General features: G+C 47.3%; 19 protein-coding genes, 1 pseudogene and 1 riboswitch. Of the genes and pseudogenes, 9 read left to right on the forward strand and 11 right to left on the reverse strand.

Features of this window, described 5'->3' with window-relative positions:
- Positions 1 to 640 precede the first annotated feature (640 nt).
- A complete protein-coding gene (locus AZ66_RS01300) occupies positions 641 to 1,162 on the forward strand; it encodes a TetR/AcrR family transcriptional regulator (protein WP_021254806.1) in 522 nt (173 codons plus the stop codon).
- Positions 1,163 to 1,268: 106 nt separating this feature from the next.
- Positions 1,269 to 2,441, forward strand: coding sequence for a YhgE/Pip domain-containing protein (locus AZ66_RS01305; protein WP_044353279.1), 1,173 nt, complete (start codon positions 1,269 to 1,271; stop codon positions 2,439 to 2,441).
- Positions 2,442 to 2,553: 112 nt separating this feature from the next.
- Here AZ66_RS01305 and AZ66_RS01310 read toward each other — a convergent pair whose 3' ends face one another.
- The 4 genes from AZ66_RS01310 to AZ66_RS01325 all read right to left on the reverse strand — a co-directional run bounded on the left by AZ66_RS01310 (position 2,554) and on the right by AZ66_RS01325 (position 6,311).
- Positions 2,554 to 3,651, reverse strand: coding sequence for an iron-containing alcohol dehydrogenase family protein (locus AZ66_RS01310; RefSeq protein ID WP_044353280.1), 1,098 nt, complete (start codon positions 3,649 to 3,651; stop codon positions 2,554 to 2,556).
- Between the two features lie 5 nt (positions 3,652 to 3,656).
- On the reverse strand, positions 3,657 to 4,502 hold the full coding sequence (locus AZ66_RS01315) for a MetQ/NlpA family ABC transporter substrate-binding protein (RefSeq protein WP_044353281.1): 846 nt from the start codon (positions 4,500 to 4,502) through the stop codon (positions 3,657 to 3,659).
- 140 nt (positions 4,503 to 4,642) lie between these two features.
- Positions 4,643 to 5,308, reverse strand: coding sequence for a methionine ABC transporter permease (locus tag AZ66_RS01320; protein ID WP_028532156.1), 666 nt, complete (start codon positions 5,306 to 5,308; stop codon positions 4,643 to 4,645).
- On the reverse strand, positions 5,298 to 6,311 hold the full coding sequence (locus tag AZ66_RS01325) for a methionine ABC transporter ATP-binding protein (protein ID WP_044353282.1): 1,014 nt from the start codon (positions 6,309 to 6,311) through the stop codon (positions 5,298 to 5,300). Before AZ66_RS01325 ends, AZ66_RS01320 begins: the two co-directional genes overlap by 11 nt.
- A gap of 96 nt (positions 6,312 to 6,407) precedes the next feature.
- Positions 6,408 to 6,515, reverse strand: a riboswitch (SAM riboswitch).
- A 216-nt stretch (positions 6,516 to 6,731) separates the two neighbouring features.
- On the opposite strand from AZ66_RS01325, the gene AZ66_RS30320 reads away from it, so the two are divergent.
- The 5 genes and pseudogenes from AZ66_RS30320 to gntK all read left to right on the forward strand — a co-directional run bounded on the left by AZ66_RS30320 (position 6,732) and on the right by gntK (position 12,161).
- Positions 6,732 to 6,839 (forward strand): putative holin-like toxin, encoded by a 108-nt coding sequence (locus AZ66_RS30320; protein ID WP_044353283.1) that lies wholly within the window; start codon positions 6,732 to 6,734, stop codon positions 6,837 to 6,839.
- A gap of 533 nt (positions 6,840 to 7,372) precedes the next feature.
- Positions 7,373 to 8,272, forward strand: coding sequence for a phosphogluconate dehydrogenase (NAD(+)-dependent, decarboxylating) (gene gnd / locus AZ66_RS01335; protein ID WP_021259604.1), 900 nt, complete (start codon positions 7,373 to 7,375; stop codon positions 8,270 to 8,272).
- A 140-nt stretch (positions 8,273 to 8,412) separates the two neighbouring features.
- Positions 8,413 to 9,090, forward strand: a complete 678-nt coding sequence (locus tag AZ66_RS01340; protein WP_044353321.1) for a GntR family transcriptional regulator — start codon at positions 8,413 to 8,415, stop codon at positions 9,088 to 9,090.
- A gap of 146 nt (positions 9,091 to 9,236) precedes the next feature.
- Positions 9,237 to 10,579 (forward strand): annotated as a pseudogene (locus AZ66_RS01345) (GntP family permease).
- 34 nt (positions 10,580 to 10,613) lie between these two features.
- The gene (gene gntK, locus AZ66_RS01350; protein ID WP_044353288.1) at positions 10,614 to 12,161 is read left to right on the forward strand and encodes a gluconokinase; all 1,548 of its coding nucleotides are present in this window, start codon (positions 10,614 to 10,616) and stop codon (positions 12,159 to 12,161) included.
- Between the two features lie 89 nt (positions 12,162 to 12,250).
- Here gntK and fabF read toward each other — a convergent pair whose 3' ends face one another.
- A complete protein-coding gene (gene fabF, locus AZ66_RS01355) occupies positions 12,251 to 13,486 on the reverse strand; it encodes a beta-ketoacyl-ACP synthase II (protein ID WP_044353290.1) in 1,236 nt (411 codons plus the stop codon).
- 339 nt (positions 13,487 to 13,825) lie between these two features.
- Here fabF and AZ66_RS01360 point away from each other — a divergent pair, with 339 nt between their 5' ends.
- Entirely contained in the window at positions 13,826 to 14,443 is a 618-nt protein-coding gene (locus AZ66_RS01360) for a class I SAM-dependent methyltransferase (RefSeq protein WP_044353322.1), read from the forward strand.
- Between the two features lie 169 nt (positions 14,444 to 14,612).
- Entirely contained in the window at positions 14,613 to 15,467 is an 855-nt protein-coding gene (locus AZ66_RS01365; RefSeq protein ID WP_044353291.1) for a helix-turn-helix transcriptional regulator, read from the forward strand.
- A 180-nt stretch (positions 15,468 to 15,647) separates the two neighbouring features.
- Here AZ66_RS01365 and AZ66_RS01370 read toward each other — a convergent pair whose 3' ends face one another.
- The 6 genes from AZ66_RS01370 to AZ66_RS01395 form a co-directional block, all read right to left on the reverse strand.
- Complete coding sequence (locus AZ66_RS01370; protein WP_044353292.1) at positions 15,648 to 16,541, reverse strand: DUF2268 domain-containing protein; 894 nt, start codon at positions 16,539 to 16,541, stop codon at positions 15,648 to 15,650.
- A 122-nt stretch (positions 16,542 to 16,663) separates the two neighbouring features.
- On the reverse strand, positions 16,664 to 17,803 hold the full coding sequence (locus tag AZ66_RS01375; RefSeq protein WP_044353293.1) for a Ger(x)C family spore germination protein: 1,140 nt from the start codon (positions 17,801 to 17,803) through the stop codon (positions 16,664 to 16,666).
- Entirely contained in the window at positions 17,800 to 18,909 is a 1,110-nt protein-coding gene (locus AZ66_RS01380; protein WP_021259613.1) for a GerAB/ArcD/ProY family transporter, read from the reverse strand. Before AZ66_RS01380 ends, AZ66_RS01375 begins: the two co-directional genes overlap by 4 nt.
- A 19-nt stretch (positions 18,910 to 18,928) precedes the next feature.
- Positions 18,929 to 20,383 (reverse strand): spore germination protein, encoded by a 1,455-nt coding sequence (locus AZ66_RS01385; protein WP_052648336.1) that lies wholly within the window; start codon positions 20,381 to 20,383, stop codon positions 18,929 to 18,931.
- A gap of 172 nt (positions 20,384 to 20,555) precedes the next feature.
- The gene (locus AZ66_RS01390; RefSeq protein ID WP_021259615.1) at positions 20,556 to 22,205 is read right to left on the reverse strand and encodes a methyl-accepting chemotaxis protein; all 1,650 of its coding nucleotides are present in this window, start codon (positions 22,203 to 22,205) and stop codon (positions 20,556 to 20,558) included.
- A 174-nt stretch (positions 22,206 to 22,379) separates the two neighbouring features.
- A complete protein-coding gene (locus AZ66_RS01395) occupies positions 22,380 to 22,739 on the reverse strand; it encodes a hypothetical protein (RefSeq protein ID WP_021254824.1) in 360 nt (119 codons plus the stop codon).
- Positions 22,740 to 22,915: the final 176 nt, after the last annotated feature.

Here is a 22,915-nt window from a genome sequence, read left to right on the forward strand (position 1 = left end):
TGCCTTGCAAATACCTCCTGTTCGATTCGTCTGGAAATGTTACCTTGATCTCCATGCTTCAGCCTCCCTTTCCTCATAGTCGCAAGTGAATGATTAACGCCTGAGAGAACGCAAAAAACGCATCTCTCCCGAAAGGGACGAGTGCGTTCTGTCTCGTGGTTCCACCCTAATTCAATCCTGCATTGCGTGTTGGAACGAGATAAGCCGCCATTCGCTGCAATTGCAAGATCCTTCATTGGACATCCGGTAACGAGGATGGGTCGGTGATGCTTACTGCTGAGAAGCGGATTGCAATGGTACAAGTACCATTTACAAATGATCACCCTCAGGTTCAACATCACGGCTGCAAAGGGGTAATTCCACAACCATAACTGAAGAAGCTTGCACCAATCGCTTCTCTCTCTGGACAGCTCGTGCTGGAAATCATGTCTTTGGTCATCGCCTGATTGATATGGAAATTATCTTACTCCTTCCAACGAAAAAGTCAAGCAATAAAATCCAAAAAATGAAAATGTGAGCCCTTCATGAGGATGTTAGATTTATGTATACTATGGCCATTTCCCCACTTGACAAAAGGAAGCATATACATTAATTTATTGATTAATAAATAACAAAAATTCTGACAAGGTGTTGAACCAACATGTCACCAAAAGACCCATCTTTATCTCGCAAGGATCAAATCATTGATGCTGCTGTCGCCTCCTTTGCGGAACATGGCTTTTACAAGACGACAACCGCCAAAATAGCCAAATCGGCTGGTGTAACGCAGCCATATGTGTTTCACTTTTTTAAATCCAAAGAGGAATTGTTCATCGCAGTTCTCGACCGCGCCACAGAGAAGATTGAAGAGGCCTTCTCCAGCGTGGATGCTCCTCCCGAACAGTTTGTAGAGACAATGGGACGGGCCTTCGGGAAGCTCATTGAGACCCATCGCGATGAGATGCTCGTGACGATGCAGGCATTTACAACTTCAGAGCCAGCAATTCGCGATTCGGTGCGCGACCATTTCACTGCGATACACCAGACGGTCATACGGCGCTTTGAACAAGCTGGGATTCCGAATGCCAAATTCGCAGCCAGCATGTTCATCGGCTCAGGTCTAATTATTACGATGTCAGAAGTGCTTGAAGCGCCTAATTTATCTCCGTGGCCATCTAAATAAACATAGTGAAACCACTATTCATCTGCTGCCTTTTTGAGGTCGCACTTTTTTTGGCACTGTATTTATTGATTAATAAATAAATATTAAAAATGAGGTGTGTTGATTCATGAACAAAATGTCTGTAAAATCCACTTTTCTTCACCTGTTACAGTCGCCGTCGGTCATTATCGGCCTTATTACCGCGCTTACTTTTCAAGTGCTATTCAGCCTGATCTGGCTGACCGGGTACGATCATTTGACAGACAATGTGAATCGGTTAGCCATTGCCGTAGTAAATGAGGATCAAGTGGCTGGCAAGCAAGCGGTGCAATCGATTATGGAGAAGCTGCCATTTCACATGAAAGAGGAAGCGAGTCTTGATCAAGTGATGACACAGCTTGAAGAACGCAAGGTGCAAATGGTTATGCATATTTCAGGGAATTTCTCTAAGCAGCTAACGGATCCGACACAGAAAGCTGTCATCACATATGCTGTGAACGAATCCAATCCAAGCATGGTCAAAAGTGTAATGCAATCTGTCGCCAGCCAAATTACGACTTCAATCAATGAACATGCGGTTCGTACGGGCATGACTCAAGTACTGGAGCAGGTACATGTTCCACAGTCGCAAGCAAGCAGCCTATCCGAATCCATGTCTGCACGCGTCGTAGCCGAGATGAATAACGTTCATCCCATCTCGAACTTCTCGTGGACGATGGTTCCCATGATGCTGCTGCTGGCTTCCTTCGTTGGCTGCATGCAGTTCACCATGGAAATGAACAAGGCTGCCAAAGCTATCAAACAAAAATGTGGCCAATGGACACTCCTGACAGCTCGCTCCCTGCTCAATATTGTCGCCTCCCTGATCATTACAACGGTCGGCACGGGAATGGTGGCGCTGATGGGGGTTCATTCCGAACAAGGCTTCGGTATGATGTGGCTATTCCAACTCGCTTACGTCATCACGTTTCTATTTGTCGCTCAGTTGTCCTTTTACCTCTTTAGCGATACCGGTGCATGGGTCAATATTGCGCTGCTGTCGATCCAGTTGATCACTTCGGGAGCTCTGCTGCCGCGCGAACTGCTGCCATCTTTCTATCAGAAAATCAGTGAATTCTCCCCTGGCACCTATGCCGTAACTGGCATTATGAACCTAGTGAACGGGGGTCCAGCTACATCGGATTCAATCCATGCGCTCTTGCTTATCTTGACTGCGGTCATCCTACTGACGACTGTTATTGTTGGAGGGGTACAGTTATTGCAGCGCAAACCGAAAGAACATGGACAGCTAGCTTCGTAAGCAAACTTATATATGATGCGTAGACACAACGAGATACCGCGAAATACGCAATACATGGCATGAAGCGCCATCCGCCGCACTTTTTACGGACAGATGGCGCTTCATTCCTTCCTCACGATACAATTTGCTCCAGCTTCACGATTGCTTCGTATACCTCGTCCGAGGTTACGCCTTCTGGCTTCATCAGCTGTATGGATTCCTGTGGGAGAGTCGCTTGCCGCGCAATGCTCTCCAACGTTGGACGGTCTTCCGCAGATAATGCAAGGTCACCTAGTCGATAAGGTAAGCCTAAGTCTTCGTAGAACGGCAGCAAATTCTTCACTTCCGCAACATTATCCTCCAGCACCAATTGAACGAGGATGCCGTATGCGACCTTGTCGCCGTGCAGCAAATGATGTGTTGCTGGCGCAGCGGTCAGACCATTATGGATCGAATGTGCTCCAGCTATTCGGCCAAGATGATCGCCGAATCCGCCAACAAGGCCGCCTGTCATAATGATCGTTTCCGCTACCTCTACGAACGCATCGGATAGCTGCTTCTGCTCTGCGTCGTGAATGCTCTGCCGTCCATGCTCCAGAAGTGCAGTCTGGCATAGACGAGCTGTAAGATGCGCAACCTGCACAGCGGCTGAACGATGCTGCAAATCACGAATGAGTACATTCGCCTCATACCATTTCGCTAATGTATCGGCAATCCCTGCACGCAGATAATCAACAGGTGCATGCAAGGCAATGCGTGGTTCAAGCAGCACCATAAGTGTGCTTTTCGGAAAAACGGTATAGTGTGTGAATTGTCCTTCTTCGTTATAGAACACGCTGAGCGGCGTCCATGCTGCGCAATTCGAGGCGAGCGTCGGCACGAGAATCGTATCCAGCCCCGATGTATTGCCTGCTGCCTTGACCAAGTCCATTACCTTGCCGCCGCCGAGTCCAAGAATGACATCCGCTCGTTCGGCCTGGGCATAGCATGCAATCCGATGCGCTTCCTGCAATGTGCATTCCCCTTGATAACGAAGATATAACAGCGTTGTGTTCGTCTCCTTCGGCCAATAGGGCTTCGCCGCCTCCAAGGAACGATCACCATGCACGACGATCACCCGCTTGTATTGATACGGTGCCAATAATGTATCTAGCTTGTCCAAGATGCCCGCTTCACAATGGTAGACTGCCGGCGTACCTCTAACAACGATAGCTTGCTCTTCTTTCGTCATCGATGTCACTTCCTTTTCAGCATCCACTCTGGTTTGCCGAAGCCTTTGAACTGTTCATCTATTGTTTTCTCGAATTCGGCAGATTCAACAGCTTCCTTCAAGTCCTTCGCGAACTGCTTGTCCAAATCAGCTGTATTCACAACGACACGATTGCGGTAATCATCCAGCATAGTTTCGAGCTTCAGAGCATCGAGCAGGTTCATTTTCGCAGCAAGCGCGAAGTTGCCCGGAACAAGAGACAGGTCAGCGCTATCTACTGCGCGCGGAAGCTGAGCAGCCTCGATTGGCTGTAGAACAAGATGCTTCGGATTGTCCTTCACGTCCTTCTCCGATACACGCAGTGGATCGATGTCATTGTTCACTGTAATGAGTCCTGCATCTTGCAGCAATCCCAATGTACGCGCCAGGTTCGTCGGATCGTTCGCAATCGCTACTGTACTTCCGTCTGCAATCTCATCCAAAGATTTGAACTTAGACGAGTAAATGCCCATTGGTGCCGTCGGTACGGAAATAAGCTCGGACAATTCAATTTTATTTTCTTTCGCGAAGTTCTCCATGTAGATTTTGTGCTGGAACAGGTTCGCATTCAAATCTCCATTCGACAATGCCAGGTTCGGCTGCACATAATCTCCGAATTCAACCAACTCAATGGAATAGCCTTTCTTCTCCAATATCGGCTTAATCGCCTTCGTTATCATATCGCTATAAGGGCCTGCTGTTGCGCCGATCTTGATTGCTTTGCTTTCTTCCTGCTTTGCGTCTCCTGAACCCGTTGATGCGTCTTTGCTGCCGCATCCAGCCAGCAAGCCAATTGCTAGAATAAGAGAAAGAATAAGAGCTGTTTTCTTCATGTTGATGACCTCCGTATATGTTTTTTGTATGGATTTGGTGCCTTATGTCCCTTTTTCAATACCAAAAAGACGGCGTGATCTTGATATTATTCTTCCGTTGCTTCGTAACGGTTGACTTCAAATGATCGACAGCGAATGCATTATCGCTTGTCTACTTTCTTCGCTATGAAGTCTCCGCCGTACTGAATGATCTGTACCAAGCAGATCAGAATGATTACCGTGGTAAACATTACCGTGTTGTCGTAGCGATAGTAACCGAATCGAATCGCCAAATCACCGATTCCGCCTCCACCGACTGTACCGGCCATTGCCGAATAAGCGACAAGGCTGATTGCTGTAATGTTCACGCCTTGAATGATGCCTGGCTTCGCTTCAGGGAGAAGTACATCCCTAATGATCATCCACGGTGTTGCACCAATGGAGATTGCCGCTTCGATGACACCTTTGTCAATCTCGCGCAGCGCCGTCTCTACCAAGCGGGCGAAGAACGGAATTGCCGCAATAGAGAGCGATACAGAAGCAGCCGTCGGTCCTATCGTTGAGCCAACAATGAGCTTCGTCAAAGGCAGCAGTGTCACCAGCAAGATGATGAACGGAATTGAGCGAATCATGTTGACGATGAAGCCTAATACATTTTTCGTAAACGCATTTTCGAGGAATAGCCCCTTATCGGTTACAAATAACAGAATTCCAATGGGAAGACCCAGAATTATGGCAGCAAACAGCGAAATTCCAACCATATAGAGCGTCTGGACAAATGCCTTGCCCAAGTCCGGCAGCAGTTGGATGATCGAATCACTCAGCATGATGGATGACCTCCAATCGATAGGTTCGTTCTTTGATGTAGTCGAGTGCTTGCCGCAGCTCTGATACTTCTCCATTCAGCTCCAAGATCAGAATGCCTAGCGGGTTGTCATGGATGTACTCAATTTTGCCATGCAAAATATTTGCTCTAACCTTGAAGTTCGTCATTACATCAGTAATGATTGCTTCCTCCGCTTGCGGCGCCACGAAGTGAATCTTCACGATCGTTCCCTTGCAATGCTGAATCAATCGTTCTGGAAGATTGAATTGGAACAGACTGCTGATGAACGAGCGCGTCATCGGATGCTGTGGATTAGAGAAAATGTTATATACCGGCCCCTCTTCTACCACATTGCCGTTCTGCATCACCGCCATCCGGTCACAGACGTCCTTCACCACTTCCATTTCGTGCGTAATCAATACAATCGTCAGGTTAAGCTCGCGATTGATTTTCTTCAGCAGCTCCAAGATTGACTGAGTCGTCTCAGGATCCAGCGCAGACGTTGCTTCATCACACAGCAGCACATGCGGTTCATTGGCCAGCGCTCTGGCGATACCTACTCTCTGCTTCTGCCCGCCGCTGAGCTGAGCAGGATATAAATCTCGCTTGTCAGCCAAGCCGACCATGTCAAGCAATTCAATGACACGCGGTTCAATCTCTGCCTTCGACTTGTTGTTGGCCTTCAGAGCAAATGCGATATTCTCGAATACCGTCTTGGAGCGGATAAGATGAAAGTGCTGAAAGATCATACCGATCTTCAATCTTGCCTGTCGCAAGCTCTCTCCCTGCAGCTTCGTCAAATCAACGCCATCGACGAGGATACTCCCTGATGTAGGCTCCTCTAGCAGGTTGATGCAGCGCAGCAATGAGCTCTTCCCCGCCCCGCTTCGTCCGATAATCCCGTAAATTTCCCCTTTATTGATTCGGAGGGAAACGTTATTTACGCCGATGATGGTCGATGTCTTGCTTTGGTACTCCTTGACCAAGTTCCGAATTTCAATCATTTTGCCCACCCCGCCATTCTGCTGCTTATACCTAGTTGAAAAACTAAAAAACCTCTTTCCCAAAGAGAGAAAGAGGTTGAATTGGCAGTATCGCCACACTTATCTCTCAGAATGGAATCATTCCGTAGGATTTAGCACCGTTTACTCACTGGTAAGGTTGCTGGACGTCATAGGGCCTAGTCCCTCAGTCGCTCTTGATAAGGTAGTATGAAGTTGTCGTTTGTTGTTGAAAATAATACATCTGAAAATATGAGTTGTCAACAATATTTTCATTTCATTTTCAGAAATCAGTCCCTTTATTTCTCGGACTTAGTACACATTCATATAAGCTTCACTAGGCTAAATATGTTATAATATGGAACATACAATAGAATGGCTTACAAGGGCGGTCGGCTATCCTCCGGAAGGGAGGTGATGCATGTGAGTGTATATGAAGCATTGTCCGTTATGCTCCAATTCGGAATATGGATACTCGCGTTAATCACGTTGATTATTACGCTGCTGATATACCTCAACAAACAGAAATAGACCGCCCTAGGTCAAAGGAAGCGGTCTATTTTGCTCCAAAAAGCCTTCCGCCCTTAAAAGCGGCTATTGTGTAGGGGTCGGTTGCCGCCGACTCCTTATTTATTCTTATTATAGCACTGGGAATATATACATGCAATGCGATCACAAACAGAGTACCTCACATCATTTACTTTGGTATCCTAACTCATCAACACATTCTCTGAATATATCGTTAATGTCTTCGCAATCATGATGATAGCTGGAGAGAAGGATTGAATTCCCCTTTTCCAATCAGACTGATCATCTGCTGGCTGACATGGACGGCGTTGGCTAATTCCTGCTATTTCATGTTTTTATCCACACGTACAATATAGATACATAATTTCCGCCACTAAGAATCACTCTAAATGAGACAGCATACCCCTGAGCCGAGATATAGCGCTTACAACTTCCACTTTACAGATAGGCAAGAAGACAGTAAGATAAGATCACACTAAGTTGTATACAAGTATACTTGTTGTACTTTACAGCATGATCACAGGAGTGAATACAGCATGAAATTAGGCATGATTGGCCTTGGAAAAATGGGTTTCAACCTCGTAGATAACATATTGCAGCACAAGCATCAGGTAGTCGCTTTTGATGTAAATGCTGAACAACGTCAAAAAGCAGCTGACCTAGGAGCAATTCCTGCAGATACAATTGAAGAACTCGTATCGAAGCTGGATGCTCCAAAGATCATCTGGATGATGGTTCCAGCTGGAGAAATCGTGGATCAAGTGGTTGACACACTGCTTCCTCTTCTCTCTCCAGGAGACATTGTCATTGACGGAGGAAATTCACATTATAAACAATCCATCGCTAGAGGCGAGAAAGTGCATGCACTGGGTGCCCATTACTTCGATATCGGAACATCCGGCGGAGTATCTGGCGCAGCTGAAGGCGGCTGCTTCATGATTGGCGGCAACCAAGAAGTATTCGCTACACTTGAGCCACTGTTCAAGGACATTGCGGTAGATCAAGGATATTTGTATGCAGGCAAGAGCGGAAGTGGACATTTCCTGAAAATGGTTCACAACGGTATTGAATATGGAATGATGCAAGCTATCGCGGAAGGCTTCGAAGTATTGGATAAGAGCGACTTCGATTTCGATTATGAACAAGTTGCACGCGTATGGTCTAACGGATCGGTTATCCGCAGCTGGTTGATGGATCTAACGCAAAATGCTTTCTCCAAAGATCCGAAGCTGGACAGCATTCGCGGCGTTATGCAAAGCTCTGGCGAAGGCAAATGGACAGTGGAAACTGCACTGGAGCTGCAAGCAAGCGCACCAGTTATCGCGATGTCCCTCTTCATGAGATATCGTTCGCTTGAGTCCGATTCCTTCCACGGTAAGGTAGTTGCTGCACTGCGCAATGAGTTCGGCGGACATCAAGTTGTAACGAAGGAATAGTCATTTCCTATATCGATAGTGAAGATAGAATCACCACAAGCCCGATGGTCGCGCCATGCAGCACTGTGGTACAATCAGAACCAAATCTGTAAAGTGAGATATGGGTTCAGGAAACCATTCATGAGGAGAGTTCACGCATGATACACTATCCGAAACAGTGGCTGCAGGGCGCATCCCTTGGGGAATCCATCGCCTGTGAGCTGCGATTGCAAATTATTAACGGCTCCATCAAGCCGGGCGAAATTATATCGGAGAATCGAGTGGCTGCCGACTTCGGCACCAGCCGCTCTCCCGTTCGCGAAGCATTGAAAACGCTCTCTAACGAAGGGCTTATACGCTTGGAACGCATGGGTGCTGTTGTCTTAGGGCTTAGTCTTATCGACGTCGAAGAACTGTACGATGTTCGCTATCTCATTGAGAGCTTTGTCCAGCAGCGGCTCGCCATCGTGAACACAGATGGTCTGATTCTGACGCTGCTGCAGGTTATCGACAAGATGGAACTCGCGGTTAAGTACAATGATGCCGTTGAATTCGCTTATCAGGATTTATCGTTCCATGAAGCGATCATTGCTGCAGCAGAGCATAAACGCATCATGCATCTGTGGACGAGCATTCGACTGATCGTGAAGACCGTCATGCTGATGACTACGGAAGAAGTATTCTCTGAGGGTGAAGCGAAGCTGTTCACTGTAATTGAGAAGCACCGTACGATCGTAAGAGGACTCCAGTCGAAGGATACTCATACGATCCAGCAGGTTGTCTCAGCCTACTTCGCCGACTCGAACCGTACCTTGCATGTCAGCTTGCCGCATTCGTAACGGCAAGCTGCAAGGATACAAAGTTTTTTAATTTTAAGTTGTCGACAAGTATTCAAGTTTGTTTTGGAAACGCTATATTTGGAATCATTCATAACAATCGGCACTTTTCAAAAGGAGGCTCGTACATCATGAGCACACTATTCGGAATGAGTCACAATGTGACATTACTATTTTGGACACTTCTTACTATCGTATTTCTCATTGTGTTCATTGCCAAGCTGAAATGGAATCCTTTCGTGACGTTGCTTATATCAGCATTAATGCTCGGTCTGTTAACAGGCATGAAACCGCAAGATGTTGTGCAATCGATTACACAAGGCCTTGGCGGCACACTTGGCACGATAGCCATCGTCATTGCGCTCGGCACCATGCTGGGCAAGATGATGGCGGAATCCGGCGGTGCAGAGCAAATCGCCACTACCCTTATTGATAAATTCGGAGAATCACGCGTTCACTGGGCAATGCTCCTTGTTGGTTTTATTGTAGGTATCCCAGTATTTTTGAAGTTGGCGTTATTTTATTAATTCCAATTGTGTTCACTGTAGCACGCAAAACAAACAAATCATTGCTGCAGATCGGCATTCCAATCTTGGCGGGACTATCTACCGTACACGGACTCGTGCCGCCGCATCCGGCACCGATGATTGCCATCGACGCTTATCAAGCGGATCTCGGTCGTACGATTCTCTATTCTCTGCTCGTGGGAATCCCAACAGCAATTATCGCAGGGCCGCTATTTGGCAAGTTCATTGGTAAACGCATTCAATTACAGCCGCCAGCGAAGCTCGCCGAGCAATTCGCGCAGAAGAGCGATCGGCCGCTCCCAAGCTTCGGCATTACGCTGTTCACCATTTTGCTGCCTGTCATTCTTATGCTGATTGGCTCCGTCGCAGACATCGTCGATCCTGAAGGCATTAGCAGCTTAGCCGTACTGTGCAAATTCATCGGCCATGAAATTATCGCGCTTCTGATTGCAGTCGTCTTCTCCTTCTTCTCGCTCGGTTATGCGCGCGGCTTCAAGAAGGAAGAGATATCCCGCTTCACCAGCGAATGTCTCGCTCCTACCGCAACGATCATTCTTATCATTGGCGGCGGCGGTGCGTTCAAACAAGTGCTCATTAACAGTGGTGTTGGCGGTGCGATCGCAGAGCTTGCCACACAAGCGAACATTAACGTCATCCTATTCGCCTGGTTCGTCGCAGCATTGATTCGTGTCGCAACTGGTTCTGCAACCGTTGCCATGACGACCGCTGCTGGTATTGTTGCTCCAGTACTGGCGATGACTCCAGGTGTTCCTGTAGAATTGGTTGTACTGGCAACTGGCGCAGGCTCGATCGTTCTGTCCCACGTCAATGATGCAGGGTTCTGGATGGTGAAGGAATTTTTCAACATGTCCGTCCCAGAGACACTTAAGTCATGGACAGTGATGGAGACGATTCTATCTGTCGTCGGATTAGCATTGATTCTGCTGTTGAGCACAGTAGTGTAACATATATGGCAATGAAAGAAAGAAGGTTATCCCTATGAATCATCCCAACTACATGATCGGAATCGATATGGGAACGACGAGCACGAAGGCAGTCGTATTCGAAGAGAATGGCAAAGTCGTATCCACTGGCAGCCAAGGCTATCCACTGCATACACCAAACGCAACGATAGCCGAGCAGGATCCAGAACGGATATTCCAAGCCGTTGTCTCTTCTGTCAAGCAAGCGATGAGCGCTGCTCAAGCACAGCCTGAGGATGTACTGTTCCTGTCCTTCAGCTCAGCGATGCATAGCCTCATCGCCGTCGATGCAGATGGCCATCCGCTCACCCCTTGCATCACGTGGGCAGACAATCGGAGCAGCAAGTATGCAGCCCAGCTCAAGAAGAATCCGCAGGGACATGCCTTATATTTGCGGACAGGCACTCCCATCCATCCGATGTCCCCGCTTACGAAGTTGATGTGGATGCGGCATGAAGCTCCGGAAATGTTAAATAAGGCGGCTAAATTCATTTCCATTAAGGAATACGTACTCTTCAAGCTGTTCCATACGTATGTTGTCGATTACTCGATTGCATCAGCTACAGGGATGATGAATTTGCAGCAGCTCGCTTGGGATGAAGAAGCGCTTGAACTTGCGGGCATATCGACTGACAAGCTGTCCGAACTCGTTCCAACTACACATCAGCTGATAGGGATGGATGAAGTTTACGCGCAGGAGATGGGACTTTTCCCGACTACCCCAACGATTGTGGGAGCCAGTGACGGTGTGCTCTCCAATCTTGGTGTAAATGCGATCGAGCCTGGTGTAGTTGCTGCAACGATTGGAACGAGCGGCGCGATCCGTACTGTTGTGGATCAACCGCTTACCGATCCAAAGGGCAGAATCTTCTGCTATGCCCTCACAGACAAGCACTGGGTCATCGGCGGACCTGTGAACAATGGCGGCATGCTGTTCCGCTGGGTACGCGATGAATTGGCTGCTTCCGAGGTTGAAGCAGCCAAGCGGCTTGGCATTGATGCCTATGATCTGCTTACTCGCATTGCCGAGCAGGTTCAGCCGGGGGCAGACGGACTGCTCTTCCATCCTTATCTAACTGGCGAACGAGCTCCGCTCTGGAATGCGGACGCGCGCGGCTCCTTCTTCGGCCTCACGATGCATCACAAGAAGGAACATATGATTCGCGCTGTGCTGGAAGGCGTCATCTTCAATATGTACACCGTATTGCTTGCAATGGAAGAGCAGATGGGACGCCCAAGCAAGATTCATGCCACTGGCGGCTTTGCTCGTTCACCGCTCTGGCGGCAGATGATGGCTGACATCTTCGATCAAGAAGTTGTAGTCCCTGAGAGCTACGAGAGCTCCTGCCTCGGTGCTGTCGTGCTTGGTCTATACGCAACTGGAAGAGCCGATTCACTCCATATCGTATCTGATATGGTAGGCGCTACGCACAAGCATGAACCTAATCCGGAGGATGCAGCGATTTATCATGAGCTGCTTCCGATCTATATCTCGATATTCCGCAAGCTGGATGAAGAATACGAAGCGATTGCCCGCTTCCAACGTAAGCGTCTTGAATCCTAAGCGTGCTGAAAAACGCCAAGCCCCTGAATTTGCGGATTTGCTGCAAGTCAGGGGCTCTTTTGTACCTATTATCCAGTTATGCGTCTCAACTACTCATACTTCTTCAACACGATCACGGCGTTATGACCGCCAAAGCCGAAAGAATTAGATAGTCCCACCTTCACATTGGCCTTGCGCGCTTCATTCGGCACATAATCCAGATCGCAGAGCGGGTCAGGGTTCTCAAGGTTAATCGTCGGCGGAATCAGTCCCTCCTGTAAGCTCTTCACGAGTGAAATGGCCTCTACTCCCCCAGCAGCACCCAGCATGTGACCCGTAATGGACTTATTTGCTGTAATCGAAATCCGATAAGCATGCTCACCGAACATTCTTTTAATCGCCGTTGTCTCTGCCAGATCGCCAACCTCCGTACTCGTTGCATGCGCGTTAATTACATCTACTTCCTCGGCAGAGACAGATGCATCCTGCAGAGCTGTTCTCATCGCGAGATAGGCACCTCGCCCTTCAGGATGGGTCGCAACAATATGGTAAGCGTCCGAGCTTATTCCGTATCCGATAACCTCTGCATAGATTCGTGCCTTTCTACGCAAGGCATGCGACAACGATTCTAGAATGAGTATGCCCGCGCCCTCAGACATGACAAATCCATCCCGCTCCGCATCGAAGGGCCGACTAGCCTTCGTCGGATCATCATTTCTTGTTGATAATGCCGTTGCATTGCCGAAGCTGGCCAGCGATAAGTCGGTAACAGCAGCTTCCGTTCCGCCTGCAAATACAATGTCTGCTCCTCCCGAGCGAATGAGCCGGAACGCCTCACCAATCGCAGTATTGCCGATCGCACAAGCAGAGACATGGGACATCGTAGGACCCAGCGCTCCCCATTTGATGCTGATCTGTGCAGACGCTGCATTCGCCATCATGGCTGGCACCAAGGTCGGACTGACTCTCCCAGGACCTCTACTTCGCAAAATATCGACATTTTCAATCAAGGATTCAATTCCGCCAATGCCTGACCCCACATAGACGCCTAAGCGCTCAGGGTCAATCTGATCCAGCACCAGCCCAGAATCTGCCCATGCCTGCTCGGCGGCAGCAAGCGCAAATTGAGTGAAGCGATCCAGCCGTCTTGCCTCTTTGCGTCCAAGAAGTCCATCCCCATCGAACTCACGCACAAGACCGGCAATTTTCGTTTTATGGCCGCTCACGTCAAATGTATCAATAGAGGATATCCCTGATTGTCCAGCAACTAAGTTCCTCCAAAATGTCTCTACATCATTTCCTATCGGGGAGATGACTCCCATTCCTGTAATCACTACGGGTTCCAACTCTAATTCCTCCTCACAGATCGTGATCGTACAAGCCTCTATGACGACACTGTCTTCATTGTGAAATATGAATCTACCTAGCTATTTGGATCATTCATGAGTCGCCTCATGCCTATTCATTGGTTTACGATATTGTCACACAGGTTTTATCCTATTACAAGTTGTTGGTTATACTAGTATAATTACTACCTGACTCCAGCAGTAAACAATAAATATCATCCATATCGAGCACTCCTCAGCTGCTCTCTTGCATCATTCGTTGACATAATTAGGAATACTTATCTATAATTAAGGAAACAAATGTTCGTAATATATTGGCAGAAAGGTAGAGTAGATTTCATGTCCAACTTCAAAGCTGCACTAGCCCAATCGTATGATCAGGATGCCCGGAGAAGATCCAGCAAGTCCTTGTCTTCTTGGAAAATAGACGAAAGAGAGAAATTTCGTGAGTTGATAAGCAGTGAGGGGAAAACTACTATACTCGAAATCGGCGCGGGAACAGGGATCGACGGCTTTTATTTTCAACAGAGCGGAATGCAGACAACCTGCATCGATCTATCCAGTGAATCGGTGAAGAAGTGCATCGAAAGAGGCTTGAATGCGAAAGTAATGGATTTTTATCAGTTGGACTTTGCCGATCATAGCTTTCAAGCTGTCTACGCGCTAAATTGCTTGCTGCATGCGCCGAAGCAAGATCTGGATCGGGTTTTGCAAGAAATGCATCGAGTGCTCGCTCCGAATGGACTGCTTTTTATTGGATTATATGGTGGATACGACTCAGAAGGAGTATGGGAGGCGGATTGGTGCAATCCGCAGCGATTCTTCTCTTTTCACACGGACAATGCCATTCAGAAGGCTCTATCCCGTTGGTTTCAGATCATAGATTTCCACACTGTCCCATTGGATGATGACAACTTGCACTTCCAATCGATTACGCTGCGCAAAATGATATACTAGAGTAAGGCCATGGAGCCATGCTGCGGCATGCAAGTTGGGAATCATACAACAATATAACGTTCATGATTATTCCTGATCCGTTGCTAATCCACTGCTGATCTGATCATTCACGCTCTACATAGTCGAAATAAAAACTAAATGTACAACTGGCTTGATAGGAGGGATAGCCATGTCCAACCAAACGAGATTAGAAGCCCTGTCCACCTTCCTAAAGTCCAAGCGCTCAGGCATTCAACCGCAGTCCGTAGGACTGCCTGCTGGTACTAGACGCCGAACACCTGGCCTGCGCCGAGAAGAGGTAGCGCAATTGGCAGGAGTCAGTACGACTTGGTATACCTGGCTGGAGCAAGGGCGCGACATCACCGTGTCTCCATCTGTTCTGGACGCGGTAGCTGCCGCTCTGCAACTGAATCAGGATGAGCGGAAATATGTATATGATCTTGCGCTTGAGAAGCATATTAGTCCACCACAGCAGGAAATGAGTATTGCGAAAATTCCGCCATCGCTCGGGAAAATATTGAATGAGCTAACGCATTGCCCAACCATCATTACGGATAGGCACTTCCACATTGTTGGCTGGAATGCCGCTGCGGCATATGTATTTCTCGATTTCGATCAGGTTCCATTAGAGCAGCGGAATTTGATTCGACTTGTCTTCGTCAGAAAAGAGCTGCGCTCATTAGCCGTCAATTGGGAACACTTCGTCAGAGGCTTCCTCGCGATATTCCGCGCCTACTATGGTCAGTACGTGGGAGATGAATGGTATCCAGACTTCGTAGACGAAATGTCAGAGCTTCATTCCGAATTCCATGCACTATGGGAAGCAAGCCAAGTCAGCATTGCCCCCGATGTTACGATTGAATTCCGTCACGCGAAAGCAGGCAAGATGCTGTTCAACCTTACCTCGCTTCTCTTGCAGGGGAACATGGACTTGCGGTGCAGTGTATTCACCCCAATTGAACACTCCTCTACCGAGGAGAAGCTAGTCCGTTTTATGAGAAGAGATGAACTACTGAATGAATAGCCCTGCCGTAACCAACTTACAGCAACGAAAGCAACAATAAACCAAAGAAATTATCGAACGAAAGATCTGAAGAACGAAAAGCCCCCAAGCAGAGATTTCCACCGCTGCTTAGGGGCTTGCCTCATCCGAATATGGAGCCATTCTTCCGGTTCTTGAGAGCCTTACAATCAATCGATAATCCTACACCATACCGCTCCCCTGTATGATGGTCTCCGTCGACAGCAGGGTCGCTTCATAAATAGATACATGGTTCCTCTTCAAGAAGGACTGTACAACATGATAGCCAACCGCATACCCGGCCCCCGCAGGTAATCCGACTGCCGGATAACCTTCACGCGCAGCAGCTTCATCGCCGAACATATAGCTGCTCACCTCAGCGAATCCCTTCGTATCCAATGCTCCTCGGATTACCTCGAAGCAATGATCCAGCTCCTTGCCCTGTATATTCGCCACCCATGGACCAAGCAGCTCCTCTCCATACATTACAGTTGCAAAGGAATCTGCCAGGCCCTCAATGATAATATAGTCGCCTAGCGTAACATTTCCATGGTTCCAATCGAAATAGGAGAAGCGAACGTTATGGTGGAATTCATGAGCGATCAGCGCCGGCAGTCGCGGAATATTGTAGCTGTTCGGATCTAGGATAATGAGGATATATCCTGGAATACCGCCAAATCCGGTATACCCCTGATAACTGCTTAACTTGTCAGGATCAGCAAGATACGCGCCAAATATCAATTCCTCTGCCTTGACTGCCAGCCCCGCTGAATCTATTCGGTGGATACATCCCAACAATGTCTCCTTCGCGAGTTCCAGAATGCGAATATCCTGCAGACGCTTCCTTGCCTTCTCGATTCCTTCCTGATGCTGAAGCGGAAGGAAGCCCATCATTTGAGTAGCCATTACCACATCATAGCCGTTCGGCTGCTGCGCTGTTATAGGTACATGAATGGTCTCCCACATCGATCGAAACGGCTTCATCATTGTATGCCTGAAATAGCCATTTCTCTGCTCATTTGGCATAGTCAACAATGCTTTATACTGACGTAACGTGTCTTCCATGTGAATGTTCATTAGGTTCACCTGCATCTCTTCATGGTATGTTCCTCTCCGACAAGGCGGAATACCATTAGGCTACACGATCACGTTACGTGAGAGTCAATCATTCAGCGCATGTAACTCACAAAAAATTCCGATTACTCAATCGTACCTGTTCGAACAATGTTTACCTCAACTTGAGATTGAATGCTTGCCTCAGGGAACATCTTCTTCCACTTGTCAGCTGTCAGTTTGGAGTGCCTTACCGAGCTGCGGTAGACCTCGCCGAAGCCAATCGGATCCGAACCGAGGCGCTGGAGCTTTTTAATAAGCGCTTCGGTTTCCTTCGTCAATGCTTCTCCTATTTTTTGTTGAAGCAGTTTGTTTGCCTGGGGTTTGCTAAAATCGTACTCATCTGTAATTTCATGCAGCTCCACATTGATGCGTAAATTGGCTTGAAATTTCAGGGGAGAAGCTGAGAGGAGACGAATATGTTTTTTACTGCCCAGGTTCGCGAAGACCACCCGTACATGCCCGTCCTCCTTCCGTTGCTCATGCAAATAAGGACGCAGCTCATCACGATCAATTTTGACCTCTTTCAATGACGCTAATTTTCCAAGCAGCAGCTTGAGTAAATATCCTTCCCCTGGTTCGATCGTTCCGACTACTCGATCATTCTGAAGCAGAGCCAGTCCAAAAACCTCAACTCCGTTAGACAGCTTGCGCAGCATTGGGAGTACCGGATCTTGACCAGCACTATAGAAGGCGCTCCGATAATCGTGAACCGTACAGGAAGGAACCCAATCATCTTGAATATGCTGCTGCAGCATTTCATACAAGTAGGTTCCAATATTCGGAACCTGCTCATAACTGCCGGCCAGCAATTCATGAGACGGCCCTTCACTGACTGCGAGAAAAATCATATCACCGAAAAACGGATCCCTCGTCAAATTCTCAACAATATACGTAATCCCTTGCTTGGCCAGCTTATCATCGAAGACAACGACACGAACCTGACCATTCACAAGTGTGTGGGCCAATTGCTGGTTGTTGTTAATTCGAGCTCCCTTGGTGCTGCTTGCAATACCAGTGACGATCTTCGTCTTCTTCTTCGCACCTGGCTCCGGATTAGTCAGAACTGAAGTGACATTAAACTTCTCTTCCGACAGAACGTCAAACCCGATCGCCACACTTATTCCCAACTTCTCCAGCACACTAGACTGTACACAGCCTATAAGAAATGCCAGTACGGATAACACACCAACTACCCTCAACATCGGTTTGAGCAACGATCTCAATGCGCATCACTCCCCTTTTCACGTTTGCGCCACTTGTATACATACGTCAAAGCGAACAAAAGGAACGGATAACAATAAGAGACAATCACAGAGTATATCCCGATAAAATCATTGAGCTGATTCACTTGTTCACGATTATGGAGGGTGCTGGATGCCACGATCACAATAACAGCCAAGCCATACAATGTCAGCTTCTCATTCCATCCAAACAGCTGCACAGTGCCCCGAAGCACGTTCCAAGCCAGCTGCATGATACCAGGAAGCACAACTAGCATCCAGAAAGGAATTGCAATGAACTCGATCCGCTCCAAGAAGGGGTACTTAATAATTTTCAATAAATTAATGGAGCCCCAAATCGTACGAAGTATCTGATTCTCACTGAAATAGATGATCGACACGATCATAATGAACAAGTACAGGATATTGGTGAAGAGCACGCTCGCTTGTGCATAGCGCATCACCTTATTTTTGTCCTGCACATGGCGATAGAGCATAAATATCACTTCAAACCCCGTAATCGTAAACCCCATCTTAATTGCCCCTACCCAAATATGTTGTGCAGTCGTATCATAAATCGGCAGTAAACGGCTCCATTCCACATAGCGGATCGGATAATTGAAGAAAAGGGAGGTCGCGATAATCAGGAAAAAGCTGATAAAGCTCGTTTGTAAAATGACTCGAATTCCGCCCAAGCTGCCATACACCATAAGCACAAGCAATATAAGTGAAAGGAGCCATGTCGGAAAATCGGGGAAAATCCAAGATTGGATCGCTTCAATATACGTTCTGACAATGGTCGTCATATTCGTCAGGAAATAGAGCATCATGCAGATGCTCAATATACCGCCAATCCATTTGCCGAACAGTACGTGTTGAATGCCGTACAAATCAAGTGACTTATGCATTTCTAAAGTTTTGACCATAATCCAGACGATCAAATGGGTAGCTATTCCTGAAAGCAGGACTGACATCCATGCATCATGCCCCGCCTCCTTATAGATGTACCGCTGAAATCCGAATATTCCTACACCGACCTGCACGTTGCATACGAGGAACAGCAGCATGTAGGCTTTGAATTGATATTTGTGTGATGTTCCGCTATTCATCTTTTTCACCTACAAATGACTAATTATCAATCTTCCCGGTCCATAGCGAACGAAGAGAAATGGATCGAACATATTTACGAACCTTATGCCCTGTTGCAGTCAAGCCCATTGGTTCTGGAAGCAGTACCTCATCATAAGCCAAGTCAGATTCCTTAATCGGGTGAACTGGTGAAAAATACGGCCTGCCTAAGCTCGTCTGACGAATGAGGTGCATCGTTACCAAGGAGGTTACAAACACAATACCGATGCTGCCCCAAATGCCTGCAAAGATCACCATCGGATATCGGACGAGCCGCAAGCTGCTGCTCATTAAATAGTCTGGTGTTGCAAAAGAACCAAGCGCCGCAAGTGCCACTAGCATGATGAGAATATTACTCGTAAATCCGGCTTGAACCGCTGCCTGCCCAATGACAATACCGCCTACAATGCCCATTGTCTGTCCAACCTTCGTCGGCAGCCTAGCCCCCGCTTCCCGAAGCAGTTCCATGGTCACTTCCAGAATTATCGTCTCAAATAAAGGCGGAAATGGGACTTTGGAGCGTGACTCAATTAAGGATACGAGCAAAGAGGAAGGAATAATTTCATAATGGAAAGTAAGTGCGGCCACATAGGCAGGAGTCAAGAATACAGAGAGAATTAACGCAACCATTCGCAGTGCCCGAATAAATGTCCCAATTCCCCATCCTAAATAGCGATCTTCCATGGATAAGAAGAAGTCAATGAATTCACTTGGTCCTACGATCACAAGCGGACTCCCATCCAACAGAATAATGATCTTGCCTTCTATCAGCGAATGGCTTGCCAAATCAATCCGTTCGGTTAGCATCAATTGCGGGAAGACACTCAAATCATTATCCTGAATCATGTGCATGAGCTCTGAGCTGCCCGTAACATCATTGAGACGAAGCTGCTTAATACGTTGACGTACCAGCTCAACTCGATCTGGATTCGCCCGATCTGCCATAAACATGAGATGGATCGTCGTATTTCGTTTGTTCCCAATCTTATACTCTTCACTGCATAGCTCCGTATCTGGAATGGAGGTTCTAAGCAAGGTCGTGTTCATGCCAATTGACTCAGTAAAAGCAACCATTGGGCCTAATATGGTCGTCTCATTCTCTGGCGAGGTAAGAGACCGCTTAGGTAAGTCCGCTACATTTGCCGCAATGCCAGCCTGAGGCGTCGCAATATAGACCCATCCCTTCACAATCAGCGGTGCGCATTCCGGGATAGCCGCAACATCCATGATTTCTCCGATAGGAAGCGAACTGCGAAGATCCTCGATCGTCGGTGTCTGCCCCAACTGCTGCAACGGAGATAGAATAGAGGTGTGAAGCTCCTTCGTATCGACATGCTGGGGCATATAGCATATGGCAACTGACGGCGAAATGCTTCTTACCACAAGATGGACGCGATGATGAAACAATGCCGATATTTGTTCTTGCAGGGAAGCTGCGAAATCAAAGTCCGCCATAAGTCAATTTCCTCCTGTAATCACTTTGAAGATGACGAACATGCTGGATGATCAGACAAATTATTCCCTGCTGCGCGCAAATTCATGCGAGAATCGCCATGACATAAAAAAAACCGATACCTAAGACAGGTATCGGTTCAAGTACGGTATAATCTAGTTGTTAAAATAAATATTAAAATTTAAATTTCGTCAATGAATCCTGCAATCCCATTGCCATGCGCTTAAATTCCTCGGCTGAGCTTGCCAGCTCTTCCATAACCGCATTCTGCTCTTCAGTAGCGGCGGCAATCGATTGTACACTTGATGCAGATTCCTCCGAAATGGCCACAACCCCCTGAACACGCTCAAGCATGTCTTGAGAGCTAATATTGACCTCCTGGACGATCGCCTCGACCATACTGGCTAGATTGGATATTTCCTGCATCATCGCCACAATGGAATGGAAGACGTCACCCGTATCATTTACACTTTGAATGCCGGATTGGACGAAATGATGGCTCTTCTCCATTGTCTCGACCGCATTTCCCGTCTCGGATTGAACTTCTGCAATAATCTGCTGAATTTCGAGAGCGGCCTGATTCGATTGATCAGCCAGCTTGCGAACTTCATTGGCCACAACCGCGAAGCCTCTGCCATGTTCCCCTGCCCGAGCAGCTTCAATCGCTGCATTCAGTGCAAGCAGATTTGTTTGCCCCGCAATATCCGTAATAATCGCTAGAATTTCGCCGACCTTATCGGACTTTTGCTGTAGGCTGCTCATCATGCCAGCACTTGCTTCCACATTATCAGACAGCTGTCTCATATGGGTAATCGTTTTATTGACGATTTCATTGCCATGCACAACCTTATCATTGGCTTTCGTGAATTCACCTGTAATCGTCTTCACCGTTTGATCCACTTCGCCAATTGCCATCGTCACATCCTCGATCATTTGACCGACCTCAGCAAGCTTCTTGGCCTGCTCGTCTACGCCCATTGATATATCCTGCAGCGAGATTGTAATCTGTTCCGATGATTTGCTCGTTTCCTGTGAGCTGATTGCAAAGTCATTCGAAGTCGTATTAATGTTCTCGCTTGTATCGACAACTTGATCGACCAATTCCTTCAGATTGCTATGCATGCTCGAAAAGCTGCGGGCTACATTTCCCCAAATATCCTTGCGCTGCTCAGCTATTCCAACACGATGGGTAAAGTCCCCAGACCCTATATGCTCAACGGTACGTGAAACCTTGTGGATCGGTTTAACAAACAGACGATTCACAAGCATCCAAGTCACACTCGTGATAATGAGCAAGGATCCGATGGTCACCGCCCACATCAGCCAATTGTAAGAATCAAGACTGTTGTCAAAATCATCAAATCGCGAGATTACTACTGCGGTATAATGTCCTGACTTCGCTGCATATGCGTATCCACCGAGTCCAATGTCCAACTTCATTTCATTCTGCTCGCCAGTGTAAAGTGCATGCAGACTATCTTCGATCTCACTGGACAGCTCCTTACCAAATCGAGCTATCACCTTGCCATCTTTCACAAGCAATGAAGTGCTGTTATCCTTGTACGCAACCATATTCAATACAGCCTTTGGATCGTCCTTGCCGTGCTGCACTACGAATTTCCCAATTTGCCGAACTGCCGTCTGTGTGTCTTCGATCATGATGTCAGTAACGACACTTCGAATAAAGCTGGCATTCACCATGCTGGTCGTTATAATGACAAGCAGAGTAATAAGACTGATAGGCAATAATATCCGCGCTAACAGTGATTGAAAACAGTGATTCCATAACGCCCGTATTCGTTCGTTGATAGATTGAGATTTCATTCCTGTCACACCTTTTATGTAATAGGGTATCTTCCGATACCACGCGTAGTCGTTCATTGCACTTGCTCAAGCTTGCTCGTCACCAAAAAAAAAAAAAGAACCTGCCCGTCCGGGAACGGGCAGGTCATATCATTCAGTATCCTTCAATAAGACGAAAAGATAAGAACTATAAGATTACAAGCTGTCCAAGTAGCGATCTGCTTCTTCGTAGCTTTGAGCTACGCCGTATGCACCGCCGAGATCTTTAACCAAGCGAGACAATTGCAGCTTCGTCAGAGCGGAGCTTACGATCATAGAAGATCCCTTTGTTTTTTTGTTTGCCATGTAGTCGCGCAATCCTGCCAAATAATCGTTCACATCAGCTGGTGCTGGTTGCGCCTTCGCCATATCGATGCAGAATGTGTAGCCTTCCTTCGCTTTATCAACTTCACGACGAACAGCTTGATCGTATTCTTTGGCCTCTTCAATTGTCATCATACCTTCAAGCTTAACATACACACGGTTTTTAGATGCTTCGTATTTCGTTTCGAACATGGAAAATCTCCTCCTAGATGTAATAAATTCATAAGTATGGTGTTACTGATTGTCTACTGCACATACTGAATATTACCCAATATGTCGTTTCATGCCAATGCTTTTTGGTCTTTTTGCTGATTGCCGTATGCCTATCAAGTTATGATAGGGCACTCTTCGAGCTGCATATGAACCGC

The sequence above is a fragment of the Paenibacillus sp. E194 genome (assembly GCF_000935845.1).
GTDB lineage: Bacteria > Bacillota > Bacilli > Paenibacillales > Paenibacillaceae > Paenibacillus_B > Paenibacillus_B alvei_B.